We start from the raw sequence: 19,891 nt of genomic DNA, 5'->3' as shown, positions 1-19,891 counted from the left end.
TTAGTCCGTCAGGAAAAGGGTTCGTGGTTGAGCAGGCCGTGTACGATGCCGGTCGATCCATGCGCCGCGCGGCGCAAACGGTCGTTTACGCCCAGCCAGGCATCGTCCTGCGGCGGTGCTTCGACCAGAATCAGGTCGGCCCCGGCCGTATCCATCGCACGCAACGCCGCATACAGTGCGTGTGCGAAACCTTCCGGGCTTGTGGGCAGCTGAGTCTCAGCGAACACATCCGGGAAGTGCGAGTAGTGTATCAAAGCTACTTTCTTTCCCGCATTATTCAATCGTGCGAGGGTATCGGCCAGTTCCGCGCTGGCCTGCATGGCCACCGGCGTGTGCGGCGCGTAGTGCGATTCCAGGGTGCCGGAAGCGCGCGGAGCGGCCGCGTCGGGAGCGGCCGGCATGGCGTCGATGACGGCCGCGATCGCTTCAGCGCTGATGTGGCCGGGGCGCAGCAGCACCGGGCCGTGGGTTGCCAGGCGCGACAGGTCGACGATGGTCGACTCGATCCCGACCGCGCTCTGTCCACCGTCGAGCACGGCGTCAACCGTGCCGTCGGCGCCGAACTCGTCGATGACATGGCGGGCCGTGGTCGGGCTGACATGGCCGAACTTGTTGGCCGAGGGCGCCGCCACCCCTCCCCTGCCGCCCTTGAACGCTTGCAGCAGCGCAATGGCGACCGGGTGCGAGGGACAGCGCAGGCCGACCGTATCCTGGCCGCCCGAGACGGCGTCCGGAATGTTGGCGGCGCGCTTGAGGATCATGGTCAGGGGACCGGGCCAGAAGGCGGCCGCCAGTTGCCCGGCTTCGGCGGGGATCTCCGTCGCCCAGTAGCCGAGGTCGGCATCGGGCGCGACATGCACGATCACCGGGTGGTCTTGCGGGCGTCCCTTGGCCTGGTAGATGCGGGCGACCGCATCCGGGTTTTCGGCGTCGGCGCCGAGGCCGTAGACGGTCTCGGTCGGCAGGGCCACCAGCTTGCCCTGTTCGAGCAGGCGGGCGGCCGCGTCGATGGCGGCCAGGTCCAGCGCAAGGTCGGTCATGCCGCGATCCCGAGAATGGCGCAGGCGGCGGCCAGTTGGCTTTGCGCTTGCGCCAGGGTCGGCGCGATGAAGGTCACATGGCCCATTTTGCGGCCGCGCCGCGCATCTTCCTTGCCGTACAGGTGCAGGCAGGCGCCGGGCAGCGCCAGCAGCTCGGCCCAGGCCGGCTCAAGCGGCGTGTCCGATCCGGATGCAAACCAGATGTCACCGAGCAGGTTGAGCATGACGGCCGGCGAATGCTGGCGCACCTCGCCCAGCGGCAGGCGCGCCATGGCGCGCACCTGTTGCGCGAACTGGCTGGTGACGCAGGCGTCCATCGTGTAGTGACCGCTGTTATGCGGACGCGGCGCCATTTCGTTGACCACCAGCGAACCGTCGGTGAGCACGAAAAATTCGATGCACAGCACGCCGACGTAGGCGAGCTGGTCGACGATGACTTTGGCAGCCTGTTGCGCCCTGGCGGCGCTCTCGACCGACACATTCGGGCCGGGCACGGTGGTGGTGAACAGGATGCCGTCGCGGTGCACGTTTTCGGCAATCGGGTAGACCACCGACTCGCCATCGGCGCCGCGCGCGGTCAGGACCGACACTTCGTAGGCCAGCGGCAGCATTTTTTCGAGCAGGCAAGTCACGCCGCCCATGCCATTGAAGGCCGCGCGCACATCGTCACGGCTGCGGACCACGGCCTGGCCCTTGCCGTCGTAGCCCATGCGCACCGTTTTCAGGATGCCTGGCAGCAGCAAGTCGTCGATGCTGTCGATATCGCTCAACGTGGCGATGGTCTTGTGCGGCGCCGGCGGCACGCCGGAACGGGCCGCGCAGCCAGCCAGGAAACGCTTTTCGGCGATACGGTCCTGGGCAATCGCGACGCAATCGGCGCCGGGGGCGACAAAGGCGTGCGTGGCCAGCAGGCGCAGGCTGTCGGCCGGCACGTTTTCGAATTCGGTGGTCACGGCCACGCAGGACTGGCCCAGCCGGGCCAGCGCCTGCGGGTCGTTGTAATCGGCCGCGATCAGGCTGTCGGCGGCGTGCCCGGCGGGACTGTCGGGCGCCGCTTCCAGCACGGCCACCTTGAAACCCATGGCCTGGGCGGCGTGCACGAACATGCGGCCAAGCTGGCCGCCGCCCATGACGCCGAGCCGGGCCGGCGGCAGGAAGGGAGAAAACGACGGAGAATGCTGTTGCGTCATACCGGCAATACCGATGCCTTGGCGGCGGCCGTCTGGCGCGCGCGGAATTGTTCCAGTTGCGCAGCCAGGGCGTCGTCGGTGCAGGCCAGCATGGCAACGGCGGCCAGCGCCGCGTTGGCCGCGCCCGCTTCACCGATGGCGAAGGTGGCCACGGGAATGCCCTTCGGCATCTGCACGATGGACAGCAGGGAATCCTTGCCCGACAGATAGCGCGACGGCACCGGCACGCCGAGCACCGGCACGATGGTCTTGGCCGCGATCATGCCGGGCAAGTGGGCGGCGCCGCCGGCGCCGGCGATGATGGCGCGCAGGCCGCGCGCGCGGGCGCTTTCGGCATACGAGAACATCTCATCGGGCATGCGGTGGGCCGAGACGACCTGGGCTTCGAACGGTACGCCGAAATCCTTGAGCATGTTGACGGCGTGCTGCATGACTTCCCAGTCCGACGAGGAACCCATGACGATGCCGACCAGGGGCTTGTTTTCAGTATTGCTCATCATCAAGCCTTCAGCGTTTCGCCGGTCAGGCGCTCGAGCGCTTCGACGTATTTGGCGCGGGTGTTGGCGATCACCTCGTCCGGCACGGCCGGGGCTGGCGCGGCCTTGTTCCAGTCGGTCAGCGTTTCCAGGTAGTCGCGCACGAACTGCTTGTCGTACGACGGCGGCGACATGCCGACCTGGTAGCTCGACATCGGCCAGAAGCGCGACGAGTCCGGCGTGAGGATTTCATCGATCAGGTGCACTGTGCCGTGCTCGTCCAGGCCGAATTCGAACTTGGTGTCGGCGATGATGATGCCGCGCGTGGCCGCATATTCGGCGGCGGCGGTGTAGAGCTTGATCGCGTAGTCGCGCACCTGGGTGGCGATGTCGGCGCCGACGATCTTCTGGGCTTCGTCGAAGGAAATGTTTTCGTCATGGGCGCCGGCCGGGGCCTTGGTCGATGGCGTGAACAGCACGGTCGGCAATTTTTGCGCTTCCTGCAGGCCGGCCGGCAGGTCAATGCCGCAGACCTTGCCGGTCTTCTGGTAATCCTTCCAGCCGGAACCGATCAGGTAACCGCGCACGATCGCTTCGATGCCGAGCGGGGTCATTTTTTTCACCACGATGGCGCGCCCGTCGACCTGCGCGCGCTCCTCGGGCGAGACCAGCGACACCGGGTCGATGCCGGTGTCGTGGTTGGGCATCAGGTCCTTGTACTTGGCGAACCAGAAATTGGACATGGCCGTCAGGATCTTGCCCTTTTCGGGGATCGGCTCATTCAAAATGACGTCGAAGGCGGACAGGCGGTCGGTCTGGATGACCAGCAATTTGTCGTCGCCGACGGCGTAAATGTCGCGTACTTTCCCACGGTGCAGGAAAGGCAGGGACTTCAGGTTTGTTTCGAGAACGCCAGACATGTGAATCCTTGAGGTGGTTAGGGCAGCCAGCCCGGCTTGCTATCGGTGTGCAATTCATGCGTCACCCGGCCTTCGTAGGGCGTGTCGAAGGTGCCGAGGGTGACGGCGATACGGTCGCTGTGCTCGGCCATCTGCCAGGTCAGGTTCGATCCGCACACGCCGCAGAACGCGCGTTCGACGCCGGGCGAGGACGCGTAGCGCGTGATCGCATCGAGCCCGGCGACGACGCGCACAGCGTTTGATGCCACGTTCGCATACGGGCCGCAGGCGGCGCCGTGCTGCTTCTGGCACATGCTGCACCAGCACAGGCTGGTGCGATCGACATCGCCGTGGATTTCGTAGCGGACCGCGCCGCAGAGGCAGCTGCCTGTGTACATGATGAAAGATGGTCAAAAAAACAGCAATAATGACAGGACAAAAAACACACGCGCCCAAGGGCGCGTGCGGGTGTTACGGTGTTCGGCCTACAGTTTACTTGTTTACTTGACGATCTGCGCCAGCTCGCCTTTTTTGTAACGCTCGGCCATCTGGTCCATGGTCATGACCTTGATCTTGGCGGCCTGGCCTTCGCAGCCGAACGACAGGAAGCGCGCCTTGCAAATCTCGGTCGCCGCTTCACGGGCAGGCTTGAGGAAGTCGCGCGGGTCGAACTTGGATGGGTTCTCGAACATGTACTTGCGCACGGCGGCGGTCATGGCCAGGCGGATATCGGTGTCGATGTTGATCTTGCGAACGCCGTGACGGATGCCTTCCTGGATTTCTTCAATCGGCACGCCGTAGGTTTCTTTCATGTCGCCGCCGAATTCGCGGATGATCGCCAGCAATTCCTGCGGCACCGACGAAGAACCGTGCATCACCAGGTGGGTGTTCGGGATGCGCGCGTGGATTTCCTTGATGCGGTCGATGGCGAGGATGTCGCCGGTCGGCTTGCGCGTGAACTTGTAGGCGCCGTGCGAGGTGCCGATGGCGATCGCCAGCGCGTCGCACTGGGTGCGCTGCACGAAGTCGGCGGCCTGGGCCACGTCGGTGAGCAGCTGTTCGCGGGTCATCAGGCCGTCGGCGCCGTGGCCGTCTTCCTTGTCGCCCTTCATGGTTTCGAGCGAACCGAGCACGCCCAGTTCGGCTTCGACGGTCACGCCGATCGAGTGCGCGAACTTGACCACTTCACGCGAGACATCGACGTTGTACTCGTAGGAAGCGACGCTCTTGCCGTCCGCTTCGAGCGAGCCGTCCATCATCACCGAGGTAAAACCGGAGCGGATCGCGGTCATGCAGACCGCCGGCGACTGGCCGTGATCCTGGTGCATGACGACCGGAATGTGCGGATAGGCTTCGACGGCGGCGTCGATCAGGTGGCGCAAAAACGCTTCGCCGGCATACTTGCGCGCGCCAGCGGACGCTTGCATGATGACCGGGGAGCCGACCGCGTCGGCGGCAGCCATGATGGCCTGCACCTGTTCGAGGTTGTTGACGTTAAACGCAGGCAGGCCATAACCGTTTTCGGCGGCATGGTCCAGCAGTTGACGCATGGATACGAGGGACATGGTAATACTCCAAACAATAGAAAGCGGGGTGCCGCCACGAAAGCGCAGACCGCGCGGGTAGCGCGCAACGCGTGTGGACGGCGGCGACGACGGGCTGTGATTCAGCCGCGGCCGCAAAAATCGCTGCATGCCGCGCCCCCGAAGGACGCGGCCAGGTTACACAGATTACATTAACTAAATTCGCCGACGCGCACGATCTTCAGTGCGTTGGTGCCGCCGACCTGCCCCATCGGCTCGCCCCAGGTGACAACGATCATGTCACCCTTTTTGACGATTCCCTTGGCGACCATCAAATCCTCGGCTTGCTTGAGCACCGCCGTGCTGTCGCCTTCCTGCATCAGGTTGTAGGCGCGCACATTGCGGTACAGCGCGGCCTTGCGGTGCGTGGTGGTGCTCGGCGTAAGCGCGTAGATCGGCGTGTCGATGCTGTGACGGCTCATCCACAGCGCGGTCGAGCCGGACTCGGTCAGCGCCACGATGGCTTTGACGCGCAAATGGTGCGCGGTAAACAGGGCGCCATAGGCGATCGACTGGTCGATGCGGGTAAAGGTGACGTTCAGGAAGTCGGCGTCGAGCTTGTTGTATTCGGACTGCTCGGCTTCCAGGCAGATCGCGGCCATCATTTCGACGGTTTCGATCGGGTAGCGGCCGGACGCGGTTTCGGCCGAGGTCATCACGGCATCGGTGCCGTCCAGCACGGCGTTGGCGACGTCCGACACTTCGGCGCGGGTCGGCACGGCGTTGACGATCATCGACTCCATCATCTGGGTGGCGGTAATGGCCAGCTTGTTGGAGGCGCGCGCCATGCGGATCATGCGTTTTTGCAGCGCCGGCACGGCGGCGTTGCCGACTTCCACGGCCAGGTCGCCACGGGCGACCATGATGCCATCGGATGCGTCCAGGATTTCTTGCAGCACAGGAATTGCTTCGGCGCGCTCGATCTTGGCGATCATCATCGGTTTATGGTGGTAGGGCTCGCCGGCGATATTGGCCAGCTGGCGCGCCATTTCCATGTCGGTCGCGCTTTTCGGGAAAGAAATGGCCAGATAGTCGGCCTGGAAACTCATGGCCGTCTTGATGTCTTCCATGTCCTTGGCGGTCAGGGCCGGCGCGGTCAGGCCGCCGCCCTGGCGGTTGATGCCCTTGTTGTTGGACAGCTCGCCGCCCACTTTGACCACGGTGAAAATCTCGTGGCCGAGAATGCGCTCGACCACCAGCACGATCAGGCCATCGTTGAGCAAGAGCTTGTCGCCGGTGCGTACGTCGCGCGGCAAGGCTTTGTAGTCGAGGCCGACGCGTTCCTGGTTGCCCAGTTCGCCGTTCTCGCCCCACTTGGCGTCGAGGATGAACTTGTCGCCCGTTTCCAGGATAATCTTGCCCTGCTCAAATTTACCTACACGAATCTTGGGACCCTGCATGTCCGCCATGATCGCCACTTCGCGCCCGCATTGGGCGGCGGCGCGCCGCACCAGGTTGGCGCGGTCGATGTGATCCTGCGCCTTGCCATGCGAAAAATTCAGCCGGACCACATCGACACCCGCTTCAATCATGCGAACGAGAATATCGAAGTCGGTCGAAGCCGGGCCAATCGTTGCGACGATCTTGGTACCACGAAACATAGAGAGTCCTTGAAGTGAAAGCGCAGCCGGGAAGGCTGCGCTGTGGGCTTACTGGGAACTGCGTTGTAACAGGATTTCGACTGCCGGCAGGGTTTTTCCTTCGAGAAATTCGAGGAAGGCGCCACCGCCCGTGGAGATATAGCCAATTTTATCGCTGATCGCGTATTTTGCAATCGCGGCCAGGGTGTCGCCGCCGCCGGCGATGGAAAACGCGTTGGAGTCGGCGATCGCCAGCGCCAGCGTTTTGGTGCCTTCGCCGAACTGGTCGAATTCGAACACGCCGACCGGGCCGTTCCAGACGATGGTGCCGGCCTTGGCGATCTGGGCGGCCAGCATGGCCGCTGTTTTCGGGCCGATGTCGAGGATCATGTCGTCGTCAAGCACGTCGGCGACGTCCTTGACGGTGGCCGCCGCCGTTGGCGAGAATTCCTTGGCGCACACGACATCGACCGGAATCGGCACCTGGGCGCCGCGCGCGGCCATCATGTCGATGATGGCTTTCGCTTCCGCAACGAGGTCGGCTTCGACCAGCGACTTGCCGATGTTCAGGCCGACGGCTTTCATGAAGGTGTTGGCGATGCCGCCGCCGACGATCAGGTTGTCGACCTTGTCGGCCAGGGCCTTCAGGATCGACAGCTTGGACGAAACCTTGGAACCGGCCACGATGGCCAGCAGCGGACGGTTGGGCGCGCCCAGCGCCTTGCCCAGCGCATCGAGTTCGGCGGCCAGCAGCGGACCGGCGCACGCCACCTTGGCGAATTTGGCGATGCCGTGGGTGCTCGCTTCGGCGCGGTGGGCGGTGCCGAAAGCATCGTTGACGTAGATATCGCACAGGCTGGCCATTTTCTGGGCCAGCTCATCTGAATTCTTCTTTTCACCCTTGTTGACGCGGCAGTTTTCCAGCAGCACGACCTGGCCCGGTGCAACCTCGACCCCATCGACCCAGTTTTGCTTGAGTTCAACCGGCTGGCCGAGCAGTTCGGACAGGCGCGCGGCGACCGGCGCCAGGCTGTCTTCCGGCTTGAATTCGCCTTCGGTCGGACGGCCCAGGTGCGAGGTGACCATGACGGCGGCGCCAGCCTTGACGGCGGCGGCGATCGCCGGCACCGAGGCGCGGATGCGGGTGTCTTCGGTGATGTTGCCGGCGTCATCCTGCGGCACGTTGAGGTCGGCGCGGATGAACACGCGCTTGCCTTGCAGGGCGTGTTGGTCGATCAGGTCTTGCAAACGGGTGAAGTTCAGAACAGCGTGCATTGGCGATCCACGAGTCAAATGATGAAAGAACGCTATTTTACCGCAAGCCCAGCCCGAAAACCCTACTGTAAACAGATCCGCAGGACCGTAAAGAACAGCATGCCGAAAATGATGGTTTCAAGCATATTTCTTCTCAGCAGGTAATAACCCGTGGCGGCAATGCCGGCGATCAGTTTGAAGTTATCCAGGCCCAATTGCAACTGGCCGGTGTTGCCCAGAACCAAGTCGGGCGCGATGATGGCCGCCAGCGCGCAGGCCGGGGCGAAGCGCAGCATTTCCTGGACTTTTTTGGGGATGGTGATGTGGTGGCCGATCAGCCAGAACGAGCTGCGCGTGGCGGCGGTGGCAAAGGCCAGCGCGATGATGGTGATCCAGATCTCGACATCAGACACGCGGCTCTCCCCTGGCGGCGAGGCGCTTTTCGCGTTTTTCGCGCTTTTCATTCAACGCCTGGACCGTCATGGCCGCCAGCATGCCGAGCAGCACGGCAGCGAGCAAGCCCAGCTTGTACGGCAATTCGTAGGCCAGCACGGCGGTGGCGCCGGCCACCAGCACGCCGCACAGGGCGGCGCGATTGACTGTCAGGGGAATCATGATGCACAGGATCGCCAGGGTGCCGGCAAAGCCCAGGCCCCACTCGGTCGGCACGGCGCTGCCGAGGAACACGCCGGCGATCGAGCCGACTTGCCAGGAAACCCAGTTCGGATACAGCAAACCTTTCAGGTAAGACACCTTACCCAGGGCCGGTTCTTCGCTCGGAAAGCGTTGCAGGAACAGAGCCACGGTCAGGTCGCCCGCCGTGTAGCCGAGCAAAAAGCGCTTTTGCCATGGCAAATGGGCAAAGTGCGGCGCCAGCAAGGCGGAAAAGATGACAAAACGTAAATTGACCACCAGCGCGGTGGCGAACACCACCCAGATCGGCGCGTCGGCCACGATCAGCGGGAGTGAGGCGAGCTGGGCCGAGCCGCCGAAGACGATCAGGGTCATGCCCAGCGCTTGCGGCACGGTCAGGCCGCTCTTGACCATCGCAATGCCCACCACCAGGCCCCAGGCGCCGATGCCGAACAGGGTCGGCAGGCCGGTCTTGAACGCTTCGCGCCAGATGGCCTGATCTTCATCGGGAGGACGCAGCGCGGCCGGTGGCGGAGTCACGTCATTCATGTGGTTTTCTTGCCACACATGGGTGCGGCGGTGGTACAAATGAAACAGTGCGGTCTGGCATGAAGCGCAATCAGTGTGGGCGCCGGAATGCCTGTTTTCATAGGGAAAGAAGCGAACGCGGCCGTAAAGTCGTGAGACTATTTTACCGATCATTTCGGCTAATTGCCCGAATCCGCTAAAATCGAGGTTTTGCATGCCTGACGGAGAATCCATGAACGCCACGAAAACGCCAGCGGTAGAACTCGGCGACAAAGACTTGCCGGCCCATTGCCCGAATCCGGCGATGACGCTGTGGTCGTCCCATCCGCGCGTCTTCCTCGACTTTGGCCATGACGGCCTGGCCAAGTGTCCGTACTGCGGCACCGAATACCGCCTGAAGCCGGGTACGGTGATGGCGCACCACTAGAAATTCCCCCTTCCCCCACATCGCCGAGGCCGCATGAAACGAGGAAAACAACTCAATGGTAGCGCGGCCGAGGTCGAAGCCGCCTTCTACGAAGCGCTCAACCGCGCCGACATCGACGCGCTGATGCAGCTGTGGGCCGACGACGAGGAAATCGTCTGCATCCACCCGGGCGGGCCGCGCCTGCACGGGCATGCGGCGATCCAGGCTTCGTGGGAAGCGATCCTCGAGCGCGGCGGCTTGCAGATCCGGCCGTCGCAGCTGCACGAGACCCATAATTTGATGAGTTCGGTGCATACCGTGATCGAAGGCGTGACCTCGAGCGGCGGCGAACCGGCGCACCTGCTCGCCACCAATGTCTATATCAAGACGCCGCAGGGCTGGCGCATCGTGCTGCACCATGTGTCGGTCGCGCCCGGCGTCGTGCCGGCGCACGAGCATCCGACTTCCAGCCTGCACTGATTTGACCTTGCCCACTTTGAGTATATATACAGCGCCGCTGTGGCTGCCCGGCGGGCACCTGCAAACCATGTTTCCCGCCGTGGCCATCGCCAAGCCGGCGGTGGCGTTCAGGCGCGAGCGCTGGGAAACGCAGGACGGCGACTTCGTCGATGTCGATTTCGTCGATGGGGAGCCGGGCCAGCCGCTGGTGGTGCTGTTTCACGGGCTGGAAGGCTCGTCCGCCAGCCACTATGCGCGCGCCCTGATGGCGGCGGTGGCCGCGCGCGGCTGGTCGGGCGCGGTGCCGCACTTTCGGGGCTGCTCGGGCGAGCCGAACCGGGCGCCGCGTTTTTATCATTCGGGCGACGCGAACGAGGTCGACTGGATCGTGCGGCGTTTGCGCGCACGCACGCAAGGCAAGCTGTACGCGGCCGGCGTCTCGCTCGGCGGCAACGCGCTGCTGCGCTGGCTGGGCGAGTCGCAGCATCAAGCCGAGATCGTCGATGCGGCGGTGGCGGTGTCGGCCCCGCTCGACCTGGCGCGCGGCGGCGAGGCGCTCTCGTCGGGCATCAACATGGTCTATACGCGCATGTTTCTCAAGACACTCAAACCCAAGTGCCTGGCCAAGCTGGAACAGTTTCCGGGCTTGTTCGAGCGCGACGCGCTGCTCGACGCGCGCGACCTGTATGCATTTGACAACGTGGTGACCGCACCGCTGCACGGCTACCGCGATACTGACGATTACTGGAACCGGGCCAGCGCCAGGCACGTGCTGGGCGACATCACGGTGCCGACCTTGGTGCTCAATGCGCGCAACGATCCGTTCTTGCCGGGGAAGTATCTGCCGGCCAGCGCCGCGCACGCGGTGACCCTGGAGTACCCGGCGCAGGGCGGGCATGTCGGCTTTGCGGTCGGCAATCCGCCGGGACGGCTGGACTGGCTGCCGCGCCGCATCCTGGGCTTTTTCGACGCCGCCACAGCGAAACGCGAGGCGACGCACAATGCGACGCGCGCGCCAGGCGGGGATGAACTATGCGAAGCTGCGGCCCATGGATGATATTGTAAAAAAAGCGATGGCCAAATGGCCGGACGTGCCGCATTGCTACGGCTGGCTGGCGCTCGACGCACGCGGCAACTGGCGCATGCGCGACGAGCGCGCGCAGCATCTGGACCTGGCGGGCGACAAGGTGGTGCAGGTGGCGCTGCTGGGTTTTATCAATCGCAACTACCTGTGTGATGAGCGCGGTTGCTGGTATTTCCAGAACGGGCCGCAGCGCGTATTCGTCAACCTGGAAGCGACGCCGTTCATTGCGCGCACCGATCCGGCGCATGGGCTGGTGCTGCACACGGGCGAACCGGTGGCGTCGATCGCGCGCGCGTGGATGACCGACAACGGCGAGCTGATTGTCGAGAGCGCCGGCAAAATCGCGCAGGTCGACGACCGCGACGTGGCGCAGCTGATGGCAACCCTGGACATCGATGGCGCCCTTGCCTCGGATGAGGCGCTGATGGGCTGGCTCGGCGGCGGCACAGGCCAGCTGACGCTGCGCTACAAGGGCCACGCGGCGCCAGTCGAACGCATCGCGCGCGAGGACGTGGCGACGCGCATGCGCTTTGTCAGGATGCCGGCGCTATCCAGCGGCGCGGCCGGCACGAATTCCGTACCGGCGGATTGACGGCGCACCCGGCGCACGACTGACGCAGCGCAAAGCTTGGGCAGTTTGGCTCGCTACAATGCCCCATGACTGCCGATCACGACCTCGGATACCGTTCGCTGTTCTCGCACCCGGAGCTGGTGCGCGAACTGGTGACGGACTTTACTTCCCTCACGCTGTTGGACGGGGTCGCGCTGTCGGCTTTCGAACGCGTCAATTCCGTGTATGTGAGCGAGCGGCCGTCGGCGCGCCAGGGCGACGTCGTCTGGCGCGTGCGCATCGGCGAACAGTTCCTGTACGTGTACATTTTGCTCGAATGCCAGTCCGGCGTGGACCGCTGGATGGCCTTGCGCATGCAGACTTACGTCGGCTTGCTGCACCAGGACCTGGTCAGGCGCCACGAATTGTCGCCCGATTTGCTGTTGCCGCCGGTACTGCCGCTCGTGTTCTACAACGGCGCGCCGCGCTGGAGCGCCAGCGTGGATCTGGCGCACTTGCTCATGCAAGCGCCAGCCGAACTGGCGGCCTTCCAGCCATCCCAGCGCTACGTGCTGATCGACCAGCAACGGATGGACAAGACGGCGCTGGAAAAAAATGCCAACGTGTTGTCGCTGCTGTTCCGGCTTGAACTTTCACTCTTTTCCGATGTCTCATATGAGGTCTTGCCAGCGTTGGCGACCTGGTACAAGGACTCGCACCAAACCAGCCTGCGCAACTCGGTGCAGCGGTGGATCAACGCCTTGCTGGCACGCACAACCGGCAAGCCGGAATTGTTTAACCTGGACAATGCGGAGGAGGTGGCGGAGATGGAAGGTAAAGTCGGAACGTGGGCCGAGCAGATTGAGGAAGCCGGCTTTCAAAAAGGTTGCGCGAAAGGGAAGGCCGAAGGCGTGGAGGAAGGCCAGGCAATCGCGCTGCGCCGGGCGCTGGGCAGCTTGCTGCGCGGGCGCTTCGGCAATGTGCCGCAGTCGGCGGCGCAACGCATCGGCCAGGCCTCGCAGGCGCAGCTTGAACAGTGGTTCGAGCGCAGCCTTATTGCGCCCAGCTTGACTGCGATATTTGGCGAAGATGCGAGCGATTCCCAAGGGATGCCTGACTGAGACCGCCATGGTGCGCAATGGCAGCACGGACGCTAAGCCACGGCAAGGCCGGGCGCCGGGGATGTACGTCAGCGGTAACAAGCCGATCTTGACGATACGGCCCGCTTACTTTTTCGCTTCCTTCATCTCTTCGCGCCGGCGCGCCTGCAATTCGCGTTCGCGCGCGTCGATCACGGCCATGTCGTAGAACGAGGCATCGCTGGCCTTGCGCGCAATGGTCAACTGGTCGAGCGCGGCCAGCATGCCACCGCTGAGCGCGTACGATTCGGCCAGCGCCAGGTGTTGCAAGGCAATCTTGCCCTGCGCAGCGTAGGTCTTGGCCAGCAACTCGTGCAACTTCGGCTCTTCGCGGTACAACTGGGCCTGGTCGCGCAGGAAGCGCGCGGCCTCCTCAAGCTTGCCGTTGACAATCATGGCATCGGCGTACTGGCGCGCAATGCCGCGCGACAATGGATAACGCAGATGCGCCTGCTCGGCCTCCTTGAGCGCCAGTTGCTTGAGCGACGCCGGCTGGCCGGCCGCCAGCTTGATTTCCAATCCCATGCTGGCAAACATGGCGGCGCCGTCGGAACTGGCCTGCCCGGTCGAAAACACCGCGCCCTCGGTCGGACGCATGGTGCCACGCGCCTTCTCAAACCAGGTCTGGGCCTTGGCCAGTTCGCCTTTTTTGAGCGCCAGGAAGGCCAGTCCGTATTGCGCGCCGGCCTGCTGCTGGCGGCTTTGCTGGATCAGTTGCGCATCGAAAAACGCGGCCGCATCCACCCGTCCCTGCGTGCTTTCGTCCTGCAGCACGCGGGCACGCGCGCGCACCAGGTGGAATTCCAGGCTGTCGACGCGCTGGCGGTAGGGGGTCTCGCGGATGCGCGCCTGGATGTCGGAAATGCGCTCCGAGGTCAGCGGGTGGCTGCGCAGGTAGGCCGGCATCAGGTCGCTGTAGACACGGCTGGCCGCCTGCATGCGCCCGAAAAACGCCACCATGCCGGAGGTATCGTAGCCGCCGGCGCCCATGATCTGGAAGCCGATGCGGTCGGCCTCGCGCTCGGCGTCGCGGCTGAAATTGAGCTGGCGCTGGATCTGCAAGCCCTGCCCGCCCATGAATACGCCGATGGCGGCGTCCGAGCCGCCCTTCGACGCGAGCGCGGCCAGAATCATGGCCGCCAGGGGAATCAACGCATCCTGCTTTTGCTGGCCCAGCATGCGCGCAATGTGGCGCTGCGCCACGTGGCCGATTTCGTGCGACATGACCGACGCCAGTTCGGATTCGCTCTGGGCGGCCAGCAGCAACGCCGAGTGCACGGCAATGAAGCCGCCGGGCAGCGCGAAAGCGTTGAGCATCGGATCGCGCACCGCGAAGAAGTAATAATCGGCGTTGGTCTCGCCGCGCGCGCCGGGATATGACGCCACCAGGCCGCCGCCGAATTCGTTGAGGTATTCCAGGATCGGATCGTCGTCGAGGAAATCGTGGTCGCGCTTAATGTCGCGCATGATTTCCTCGCCGAGCCGGCGTTCGAGCACCGGCGAGAGGTCTTCGCGCGCGGTGTCGCCCAGGGTCGGCAGGCTGGTGGCATTGAGATTGTTCTGGGCGGGAGCTGACGGCGCCAGGGCGCCCAGCGTCGTTGCCAGGGCGATGGAAAGCAGCGTGCGCGCGGACGAGCGGCGCGGCGGGCGCGGGTTGGCTGGAGCGGTTTTGGATTTCACGGTGCTATGATAACCGCAAGTGCGCCGCAAAGCAGCGGCCTCGCATTAGCGATAACCTGAACAGCCCTACTTCCCCTTGAACCGATGACGACCTCCCAGAACGACCAGCTTACCCATTTCGACGCCACCGGCCAGGCCCATATGGTCGACGTTGCCGGCAAGAGCGACACGCACCGCATCGCGGTGGCCGCCGGCACCATCCGCATGCAGCCGGCCACCATGGCGCTGGTGCTGTCGGGCAGCGCAAAAAAGGGCGATGTGCTCGGCATTGCGCGCATCGCCGCCATCATGGGCGCCAAGAAAACCAGCGAGCTGGTGCCGCTGTGCCATCCGCTGGCGATTACCCGGGTCGCCGTCGATTTCGAGGTCGACCAGGCGGCCAACAGCGTGCACTGCCGCGCCCAGGTCGAAACAGTCGGCAAGACCGGGGTAGAGATGGAAGCGCTCACTGCGGTCCAGGTCGGCCTGCTGACCATTTACGACATGTGCAAGGCGGTCGACCGCGGCATGGTGATGACCAATGTGCGGGTGCTGGAGAAGCAGGGCGGCAAGTCGGGCGACTGGCACGCCGCCCTGGGAACGTAATCACTCCAACCCACAAACCGCTTTGCACGAAGAAAGGCCTGTTCTCCTGGCACGGCGACAGGCGCGTGTGGCGTGCAGGAGAAAGAAAGCTTATACCCCGGTACACGCCACCCCCGCGTGTTTTTTCATGACTTCTGTCGAGCACAACCAGCCTCCGTTGGTATCGCGCGCCCAAGTGATTTTCTTTCCATCAACGCTGGCCGGCCCCCCAACGATTGTACACATCAGCGTGGTGACGCCAACGGCCGCATCAGTGGCAGTATAGACACAGTTGGATGTTGATGCTGGCAGTCGCGTTGCCGAAAATACCTCGGCGGCAGGTAAGCTAGGTTTCATTACGAGCTCGACGTCGATACCGGTCTTGCCGGCAGCCGACTCCCCGATTGCCGAGCCGACCTTCGCCTTTGCGACATAATCCTGATAGGCGGGCAGCGCCAGCGCCGCCAGAATGCCAATGATCGCGACCACGATCATCAATTCAACGAGCGTAAAGCCGCATTGCGGCGAACGGCCGCACTTTCCTGTTGATGTCATAAGACCTCCAAAGTTATTGCTGTTTGTCGAGAAAAGAGTGAAGACTTGCGAACATCTGATGACCACGCAAGTTCGACCCCATCCTCTACTGAAGGTTCAGCTGGTTATTAAGGTAGTCTGCTTTTCCTTGTGCCAGATCATGCCATGGCGAGCCGAAGCAATTTTGCCAATCCTGGGCAAATATCGGATCCGGCCCAATCGCTGCGTGGCCGCGTATCAATCAGCATCGAGACCGGCCCTCAAGCGCTTCACTGATGCTCATGTGGCACGACACGTGCTGGCGGCATCGACCGATTCCGCCGATGACGAGGGTCTTTTTTCTATCGGCACCGTGCCGGATCGGCCAGGCCGCGCTCGCGCCGGACAAAAAACCAAAAGCCCCGCAGCGCTGCACGCTGCGGGGCTTTTTAAGGCGTATCCGGACTGAGGATTTGCCTATACTAACTTAAGGTGCTGGTGCTGGTGCTGCGGCAGCTGGGCACTCTTTTGGTGCCAGTTTAGCGGCAACGGTCGTAGCGCAGGTCCATGCGCCGGTTTCGCCGGTGGAAGCTGTGTCAGCTGCGCGCGACCAGATGATGGTTTTGGCTGCAACGTTGGTGTTGCCTTTCAGGGTGCAGGTGATGGTGCTGAGACCGGTAGGACCGATGCTGGTGGTGATTGCGCAGCGATTGGTCGGGGTCTTCAGGCCGATCTCTTTCACATCGGTGATCGCGGCGGTGATACCTTCTGCCAGCTTCGCTTCGGCTTGAACTTTACCTGGGGTAATTTCAGCCAAGCCTGCAGCAACTTGCGACTTTGAAACGTAGTCCTGGTACGCTGGCAGTGCTACCGCAGCCAAGATACCGATAATTGCAACAACGATCATCAGTTCGATCAGGGTAAAACCAGCTTGTACTTTCTTAACCATTTTCATCGATTTCATTCTATTTCTCCGAGAGTAAATTTAAACCACATTTTGAACCACGAATAGATATAAGCAAATGCCGTGCCAGCTTTTAGAACACTTGCTTTCGCCTGCGGTTCATCTTTTTGAGGACGAAAGGGGGAGTAGGCCGACAATAATTGACACTATCGTATCTACAATTTTTGTCACTCCTCCGATTTTTGTCATAATGACATTTTCTCGTGATGCACAAGCACACCGCACGCATTGCACACCGTCGGAATAAGCCGGACGGAGCGTCGTTCTCCGATACAAAGGCATCGCCTGTTTCAACCCTCTCCGTGACGGCGCCATATGCCCGGAGCGAAGGATCGCAGACTTTGATCTCGCAAGCGCTGCGTAGCCAGGTCACTGCGCCCCGCTACTAACTCTTCCGAATTGCGCTTCACTTTGCCCGCCGGGGCCGGCTTGGGACGGGACTTCCACCCAAGCGTTCTTCCATGCAAGGCGCAAATCGGCATAGGGGACGGTTCAAATGGACCGTCCCCTGCCACAGGCCGGCATGGGGGTCCGCACCGGACGGTTCGAGTAGTTGAGGTTAGGACAGGTGAGGTACGCCAAGCGCATCGAAGTAGGCAATCGCGAGGACTGTTTTCAGCAGTCGATCCGTGTTTCGCCACCAGCGGCGGCTATTTGCCGCTACCTGCTTTGCGACCGAAGGCGCCGCCCAAGCCCGAGCAATTCTCGATGCATGGTTTTTCCGCGTTTCCATTGCTTGAGTGGGCACTGACCACCGCACTCTTGCCTTCGTTGACCACGAGGTGCAACTTGGCATAGCACCCGCTCGCCAGCGCGTTTGCTGCGAACGTACACGTTCGCGTCGTCGGCGTAGCGCGCAAAGCAATGTCCGCGCCGCTCCAGTTCCTTATCCACCTCACCGAGCAGGGCGTTCGCCAGCAGCGGCGACAGCGGACCGCCTTGCGGCGTGCCCTCGTGCCGCGACTGCACCGCGCCATGGTCCATGATGCCGCTGTTCAGATAGGCACGGACCAGCCGGATCACTCCGGCGTCATCGATGCGTTTCCGTAGGCGGTCAATCAGGATGTCGTGGTTGACCCGGTCGAAGAACGTCGACAGGTCCACGTCCACCACGATCCGCCGGACGGAAACCGTAGCTGTGCTCGCTGAATGTGGAATCAAGAATCGGTTGCAACACGTGGAGCAGTGCTGGCTGGATCAGCCCATCCGTGACCGTCGAAATGCCGAGCTCGCGCTCGCCACCATCGGGCTTCGGGATTGTCACCCTGCGTACCGGGGTGGGCCGGTACGTCCCGCCAGCAGTTGTTCACGTATCAACCATCCGGCCATGCAACAGCCAGATAGCGCGAGGTTTCGTCGATGTCCCGACCATCCACCTCGGGTGCGCCTTGGTTGCGATGCACACGCTTGAACGCTTGCAGCAGGCTCTTCCTTCTCAATGCTGCACGCAGCAGCATTGATCCTGCGTCTCCTGACACATGCCGCGGACAGCACGCTTCGTCGCTGGAAGTTGTAGCCAAGGCTACACCCTGCCCGATGGCCTCGCGCCCCGCTGACGCGGGCATCTGACGCATTGCCTGTTGTATCGACATGTCGGACAACATTCCTACTCGTTTGGTCGGGTACGCCGAGTCCTTCGCCAGCGGGGCGCGCCTTTCCGGCTCTACCACCAACTACGATGACCTCTGCTGAGACCCTGCTACGGCAGCGCCGCCGTCCTTTCAGAAGTGGGACAGGACGTCTCCAGGTAAGGGCCGCACTCCTTCATCACATAACCGCCGCATCTACGCCGTCTCTGCTTGACCACACGAGCTTCGCGAATATTGGTCCGCTTGCCCTGATCGACAGCGCCTTCTATGCAGTTCGTGTACCTCGGCTCATGATTGACGATTCACGCTTCCTTCCACGGTCAATTACTCTTCCGCAGTTGCGCTTCACTTCGCTCGCTGTCGTCAGCTCACGGCGGGATTGCCCCCGCAGGATTGCGCCCATGCTGGGCGCACAAACCAAAAGCCCCGCAGCGCTGCACGCTGCGGGGCTTTTTAAGGCGTATCCGGACTGAGGATTTGCCTATACTAACTTAAGGTGCTGGTGCTGGTGCGGCGGCAGCTGGGCACTCTTTTGGTGCCAGTTTAGCGGCAACGGTCGTAGCGCAGCTCCATGCGCCGGTTTCGCCGGTGCTAGCTGTGTCAGCTGCGCGCGACCAGATGATGGTTTTGGCTGCAACGTTGGTGTTGCCTTTCAGGGTGCAGGTGATGGTGCTGAGACCGGTAGGACCGATGCTGGTGGTGATTGCGCAGCGATTGGTCGGGGTCTTCAGGCCGATCTCTTTCACATCGGTGATCGCGGCGGTGATACCTTCTGCCAGCTTCGCTTCGGCTTGAACTTTACCTGGGGTAATTTCAGCCAAGCCTGCAGCAACTTGCGACTTTGAAACGTAGTCCTGGTACGCTGGCAGTGCTACCGCGGCCAAGATACCGATAATTGCAACAACGATCATCAGTTCGATCAGGGTAAAACCAGCTTGTACTTTCTTAACCATTTTCATCGATTTCATTTTGTTTCTCCAAGAGTGAATTTAAGCCATATTTTGAACCACGAATAGGTATAAGCAAATGCCGTGCCAGCTTCTAAAAATGCCTGCTTTCGCCTGCGGTTCATTTTTTTGAGGACGAAAGGGGGGGTAGGCCGACAATAATTGACACTACCGTATCTACAATTTTTGACACCCCCTCCAATTTTTGTCATAAATGACATTTTCCTGTGATGCACAAGCACACCGCACGCATTGCACACCATCGGAATACGCCGGACGGAGCGTCGTTCTCCAATACAAAGGCATCGCCTGTTTCAATCCTCTCCGTGACGGCGCCATATGCCCGGAGCGAAGGATCGCAGACTTTCATCTCGCAAGCGCAGCATGGCCAGGTCACTGCGCCCCGCTACTCTTCCGCACCAGATCGAGCAGCTCGAATTGCGGCTGGAAGACTTGCAAGCAGACGAAGCCGAGGCAAAGCGGGGAAATGCCAGAGGTGGATCGGGTGCCGCGCAGGAAATCGGTGCGCAGGGCGCTGCCTGAGTACCTGCCGCGCGACAAGAAGATCTATGCGCCCGACGCTGATGCATGCTCGGCCTGCGGTGGTGGGTTGCGCCACTTGGGCGAAGACGTGGCCGAACAACTGGAATTTACGTACGCGACGGTGTCGATCTGGATCGCGCTCTGCTAGCCTGAATTTTGCATAAAAAGGGGCAAGAATGCCGTAAGTGATTGATAAAATGTGAGTTATCTAGAAACACAGTTATCAACAAAAACGCCACCTTGCCCGACATGAATTCTACCTCAGAGCAG

22 protein-coding genes and 1 pseudogene are annotated in these 19,891 nt (G+C 62.4%); 8 read left to right on the top strand and 15 right to left on the bottom strand.

Annotated elements, in window-relative coordinates; all coding sequences use genetic code 11:
• Positions 1-8: 8 nt before the first annotated feature.
• The 10 genes from F0185_RS27165 to F0185_RS27120 form a co-directional block, all read right to left on the bottom strand.
• The gene (locus F0185_RS27165; protein ID WP_167229999.1) at positions 9-1,040 is read right to left on the bottom strand and encodes an L-threonylcarbamoyladenylate synthase; all 1,032 of its coding nucleotides are present in this window, start codon (positions 1,038-1,040) and stop codon (positions 9-11) included.
• Positions 1,037-2,230: a 5-(carboxyamino)imidazole ribonucleotide synthase gene (locus tag F0185_RS27160; protein WP_167229996.1), complete on the bottom strand. Its 1,194-nt coding sequence runs from the start codon at positions 2,228-2,230 to the stop codon at positions 1,037-1,039. Before F0185_RS27160 ends, F0185_RS27165 begins: the two co-directional genes overlap by 4 nt.
• The gene (purE, locus tag F0185_RS27155) at positions 2,227-2,727 is read right to left on the bottom strand and encodes a 5-(carboxyamino)imidazole ribonucleotide mutase (RefSeq protein ID WP_166894645.1); all 501 of its coding nucleotides are present in this window, start codon (positions 2,725-2,727) and stop codon (positions 2,227-2,229) included. Before purE ends, F0185_RS27160 begins: the two co-directional genes overlap by 4 nt.
• A gap of 2 nt (positions 2,728-2,729) precedes the next feature.
• The gene (locus F0185_RS27150; protein ID WP_167229994.1) at positions 2,730-3,626 is read right to left on the bottom strand and encodes a phosphoribosylaminoimidazolesuccinocarboxamide synthase; all 897 of its coding nucleotides are present in this window, start codon (positions 3,624-3,626) and stop codon (positions 2,730-2,732) included.
• A gap of 17 nt (positions 3,627-3,643) precedes the next feature.
• Positions 3,644-4,003, bottom strand: coding sequence for a GFA family protein (locus F0185_RS27145; protein WP_167229992.1), 360 nt, complete (start codon positions 4,001-4,003; stop codon positions 3,644-3,646).
• Between the two features lie 102 nt (positions 4,004-4,105).
• Positions 4,106-5,170 (bottom strand): class II fructose-bisphosphate aldolase, encoded by a 1,065-nt coding sequence (gene fba / locus F0185_RS27140; RefSeq protein WP_166877905.1) that lies wholly within the window; start codon positions 5,168-5,170, stop codon positions 4,106-4,108.
• A 170-nt stretch (positions 5,171-5,340) separates the two neighbouring features.
• On the bottom strand, positions 5,341-6,789 hold the full coding sequence (gene pyk, locus F0185_RS27135) for a pyruvate kinase (protein WP_167229989.1): 1,449 nt from the start codon (positions 6,787-6,789) through the stop codon (positions 5,341-5,343).
• A gap of 48 nt (positions 6,790-6,837) precedes the next feature.
• Entirely contained in the window at positions 6,838-8,043 is a 1,206-nt protein-coding gene (locus F0185_RS27130) for a phosphoglycerate kinase (protein WP_167229986.1), read from the bottom strand.
• Positions 8,044-8,105: 62 nt separating this feature from the next.
• Positions 8,106-8,435 (bottom strand): AzlD domain-containing protein, encoded by a 330-nt coding sequence (locus tag F0185_RS27125; RefSeq protein WP_166894634.1) that lies wholly within the window; start codon positions 8,433-8,435, stop codon positions 8,106-8,108.
• Positions 8,428-9,204 (bottom strand): AzlC family ABC transporter permease, encoded by a 777-nt coding sequence (locus F0185_RS27120; protein ID WP_167229984.1) that lies wholly within the window; start codon positions 9,202-9,204, stop codon positions 8,428-8,430. The genes F0185_RS27125 and F0185_RS27120 overlap by 8 nt, the downstream gene beginning before the upstream one ends.
• A gap of 211 nt (positions 9,205-9,415) precedes the next feature.
• On the opposite strand from F0185_RS27120, the gene F0185_RS27115 reads away from it, so the two are divergent.
• From F0185_RS27115 to F0185_RS27095, 5 genes are all read left to right on the top strand, one after another.
• Positions 9,416-9,610 carry a zinc-finger domain-containing protein gene (locus tag F0185_RS27115; RefSeq protein ID WP_099874977.1) on the top strand — a complete coding sequence of 65 codons (195 nt, stop codon included), beginning with the start codon at positions 9,416-9,418 and terminating at the stop codon, positions 9,608-9,610.
• Between the two features lie 33 nt (positions 9,611-9,643).
• A complete protein-coding gene (locus F0185_RS27110; RefSeq protein WP_167229981.1) occupies positions 9,644-10,069 on the top strand; it encodes a YybH family protein in 426 nt (141 codons plus the stop codon).
• A 67-nt stretch (positions 10,070-10,136) separates the two neighbouring features.
• Positions 10,137-11,105 carry a YheT family hydrolase gene (locus F0185_RS27105; protein WP_229477216.1) on the top strand — a complete coding sequence of 323 codons (969 nt, stop codon included), beginning with the start codon at positions 10,137-10,139 and terminating at the stop codon, positions 11,103-11,105.
• Positions 11,098-11,724 carry a DUF2946 family protein gene (locus tag F0185_RS27100; protein WP_167229976.1) on the top strand — a complete coding sequence of 209 codons (627 nt, stop codon included), beginning with the start codon at positions 11,098-11,100 and terminating at the stop codon, positions 11,722-11,724. Before F0185_RS27105 ends, F0185_RS27100 begins: the two co-directional genes overlap by 8 nt.
• A 65-nt stretch (positions 11,725-11,789) precedes the next feature.
• Positions 11,790-12,803, top strand: coding sequence for an Rpn family recombination-promoting nuclease/putative transposase (locus F0185_RS27095; protein WP_167229974.1), 1,014 nt, complete (start codon positions 11,790-11,792; stop codon positions 12,801-12,803).
• A gap of 105 nt (positions 12,804-12,908) precedes the next feature.
• Here F0185_RS27095 and F0185_RS27090 read toward each other — a convergent pair whose 3' ends face one another.
• Positions 12,909-14,501, bottom strand: coding sequence for a beta-barrel assembly-enhancing protease (locus tag F0185_RS27090; RefSeq protein ID WP_502572708.1), 1,593 nt, complete (start codon positions 14,499-14,501; stop codon positions 12,909-12,911).
• Positions 14,502-14,585: 84 nt separating this feature from the next.
• Between F0185_RS27090 and moaC the strand changes: the two genes are divergently transcribed.
• Positions 14,586-15,086: a cyclic pyranopterin monophosphate synthase MoaC gene (gene moaC, locus F0185_RS27085; protein WP_167229971.1), complete on the top strand. Its 501-nt coding sequence runs from the start codon at positions 14,586-14,588 to the stop codon at positions 15,084-15,086.
• 90 nt (positions 15,087-15,176) lie between these two features.
• On the opposite strand, the gene F0185_RS35010 is transcribed toward moaC, so the two are convergent.
• Positions 15,177-15,620 (bottom strand): pilin, encoded by a 444-nt coding sequence (locus F0185_RS35010; protein ID WP_167229968.1) that lies wholly within the window; start codon positions 15,618-15,620, stop codon positions 15,177-15,179.
• 58 nt (positions 15,621-15,678) lie between these two features.
• Between F0185_RS35010 and F0185_RS27075 the strand changes: the two genes are divergently transcribed.
• Positions 15,679-16,047 (top strand): hypothetical protein, encoded by a 369-nt coding sequence (locus F0185_RS27075; protein ID WP_167229965.1) that lies wholly within the window; start codon positions 15,679-15,681, stop codon positions 16,045-16,047.
• A gap of 18 nt (positions 16,048-16,065) precedes the next feature.
• Here F0185_RS27075 and F0185_RS27070 read toward each other — a convergent pair whose 3' ends face one another.
• The 3 genes and pseudogenes from F0185_RS27070 to F0185_RS27060 all read right to left on the bottom strand — a co-directional run bounded on the left by F0185_RS27070 (position 16,066) and on the right by F0185_RS27060 (position 19,099).
• Positions 16,066-16,542, bottom strand: a complete 477-nt coding sequence (locus F0185_RS27070) for a pilin (RefSeq protein WP_223164591.1) — start codon at positions 16,540-16,542, stop codon at positions 16,066-16,068.
• A 559-nt stretch (positions 16,543-17,101) separates the two neighbouring features.
• Positions 17,102-18,134, bottom strand: a pseudogene (locus tag F0185_RS27065) (reverse transcriptase domain-containing protein).
• Positions 18,135-18,622: 488 nt separating this feature from the next.
• A complete protein-coding gene (locus F0185_RS27060; protein WP_308624525.1) occupies positions 18,623-19,099 on the bottom strand; it encodes a pilin in 477 nt (158 codons plus the stop codon).
• Positions 19,100-19,565: 466 nt separating this feature from the next.
• Between F0185_RS27060 and F0185_RS27055 the strand changes: the two genes are divergently transcribed.
• Positions 19,566-19,769, top strand: coding sequence for a hypothetical protein (locus F0185_RS27055; protein WP_229477210.1), 204 nt, complete (start codon positions 19,566-19,568; stop codon positions 19,767-19,769).
• The last annotated feature ends 122 nt before the right edge of the window (positions 19,770-19,891 follow it).

Source organism: Massilia rubra, assembly GCF_011682065.1.
In the GTDB taxonomy this organism is placed as follows: Bacteria; Pseudomonadota; Gammaproteobacteria; order Burkholderiales; family Burkholderiaceae_D; genus Telluria_A; species Telluria_A rubra.
Note: the sequence above shows the minus strand (reverse complement) of the source record. Positions and strands in the feature narration are given on the sequence as shown.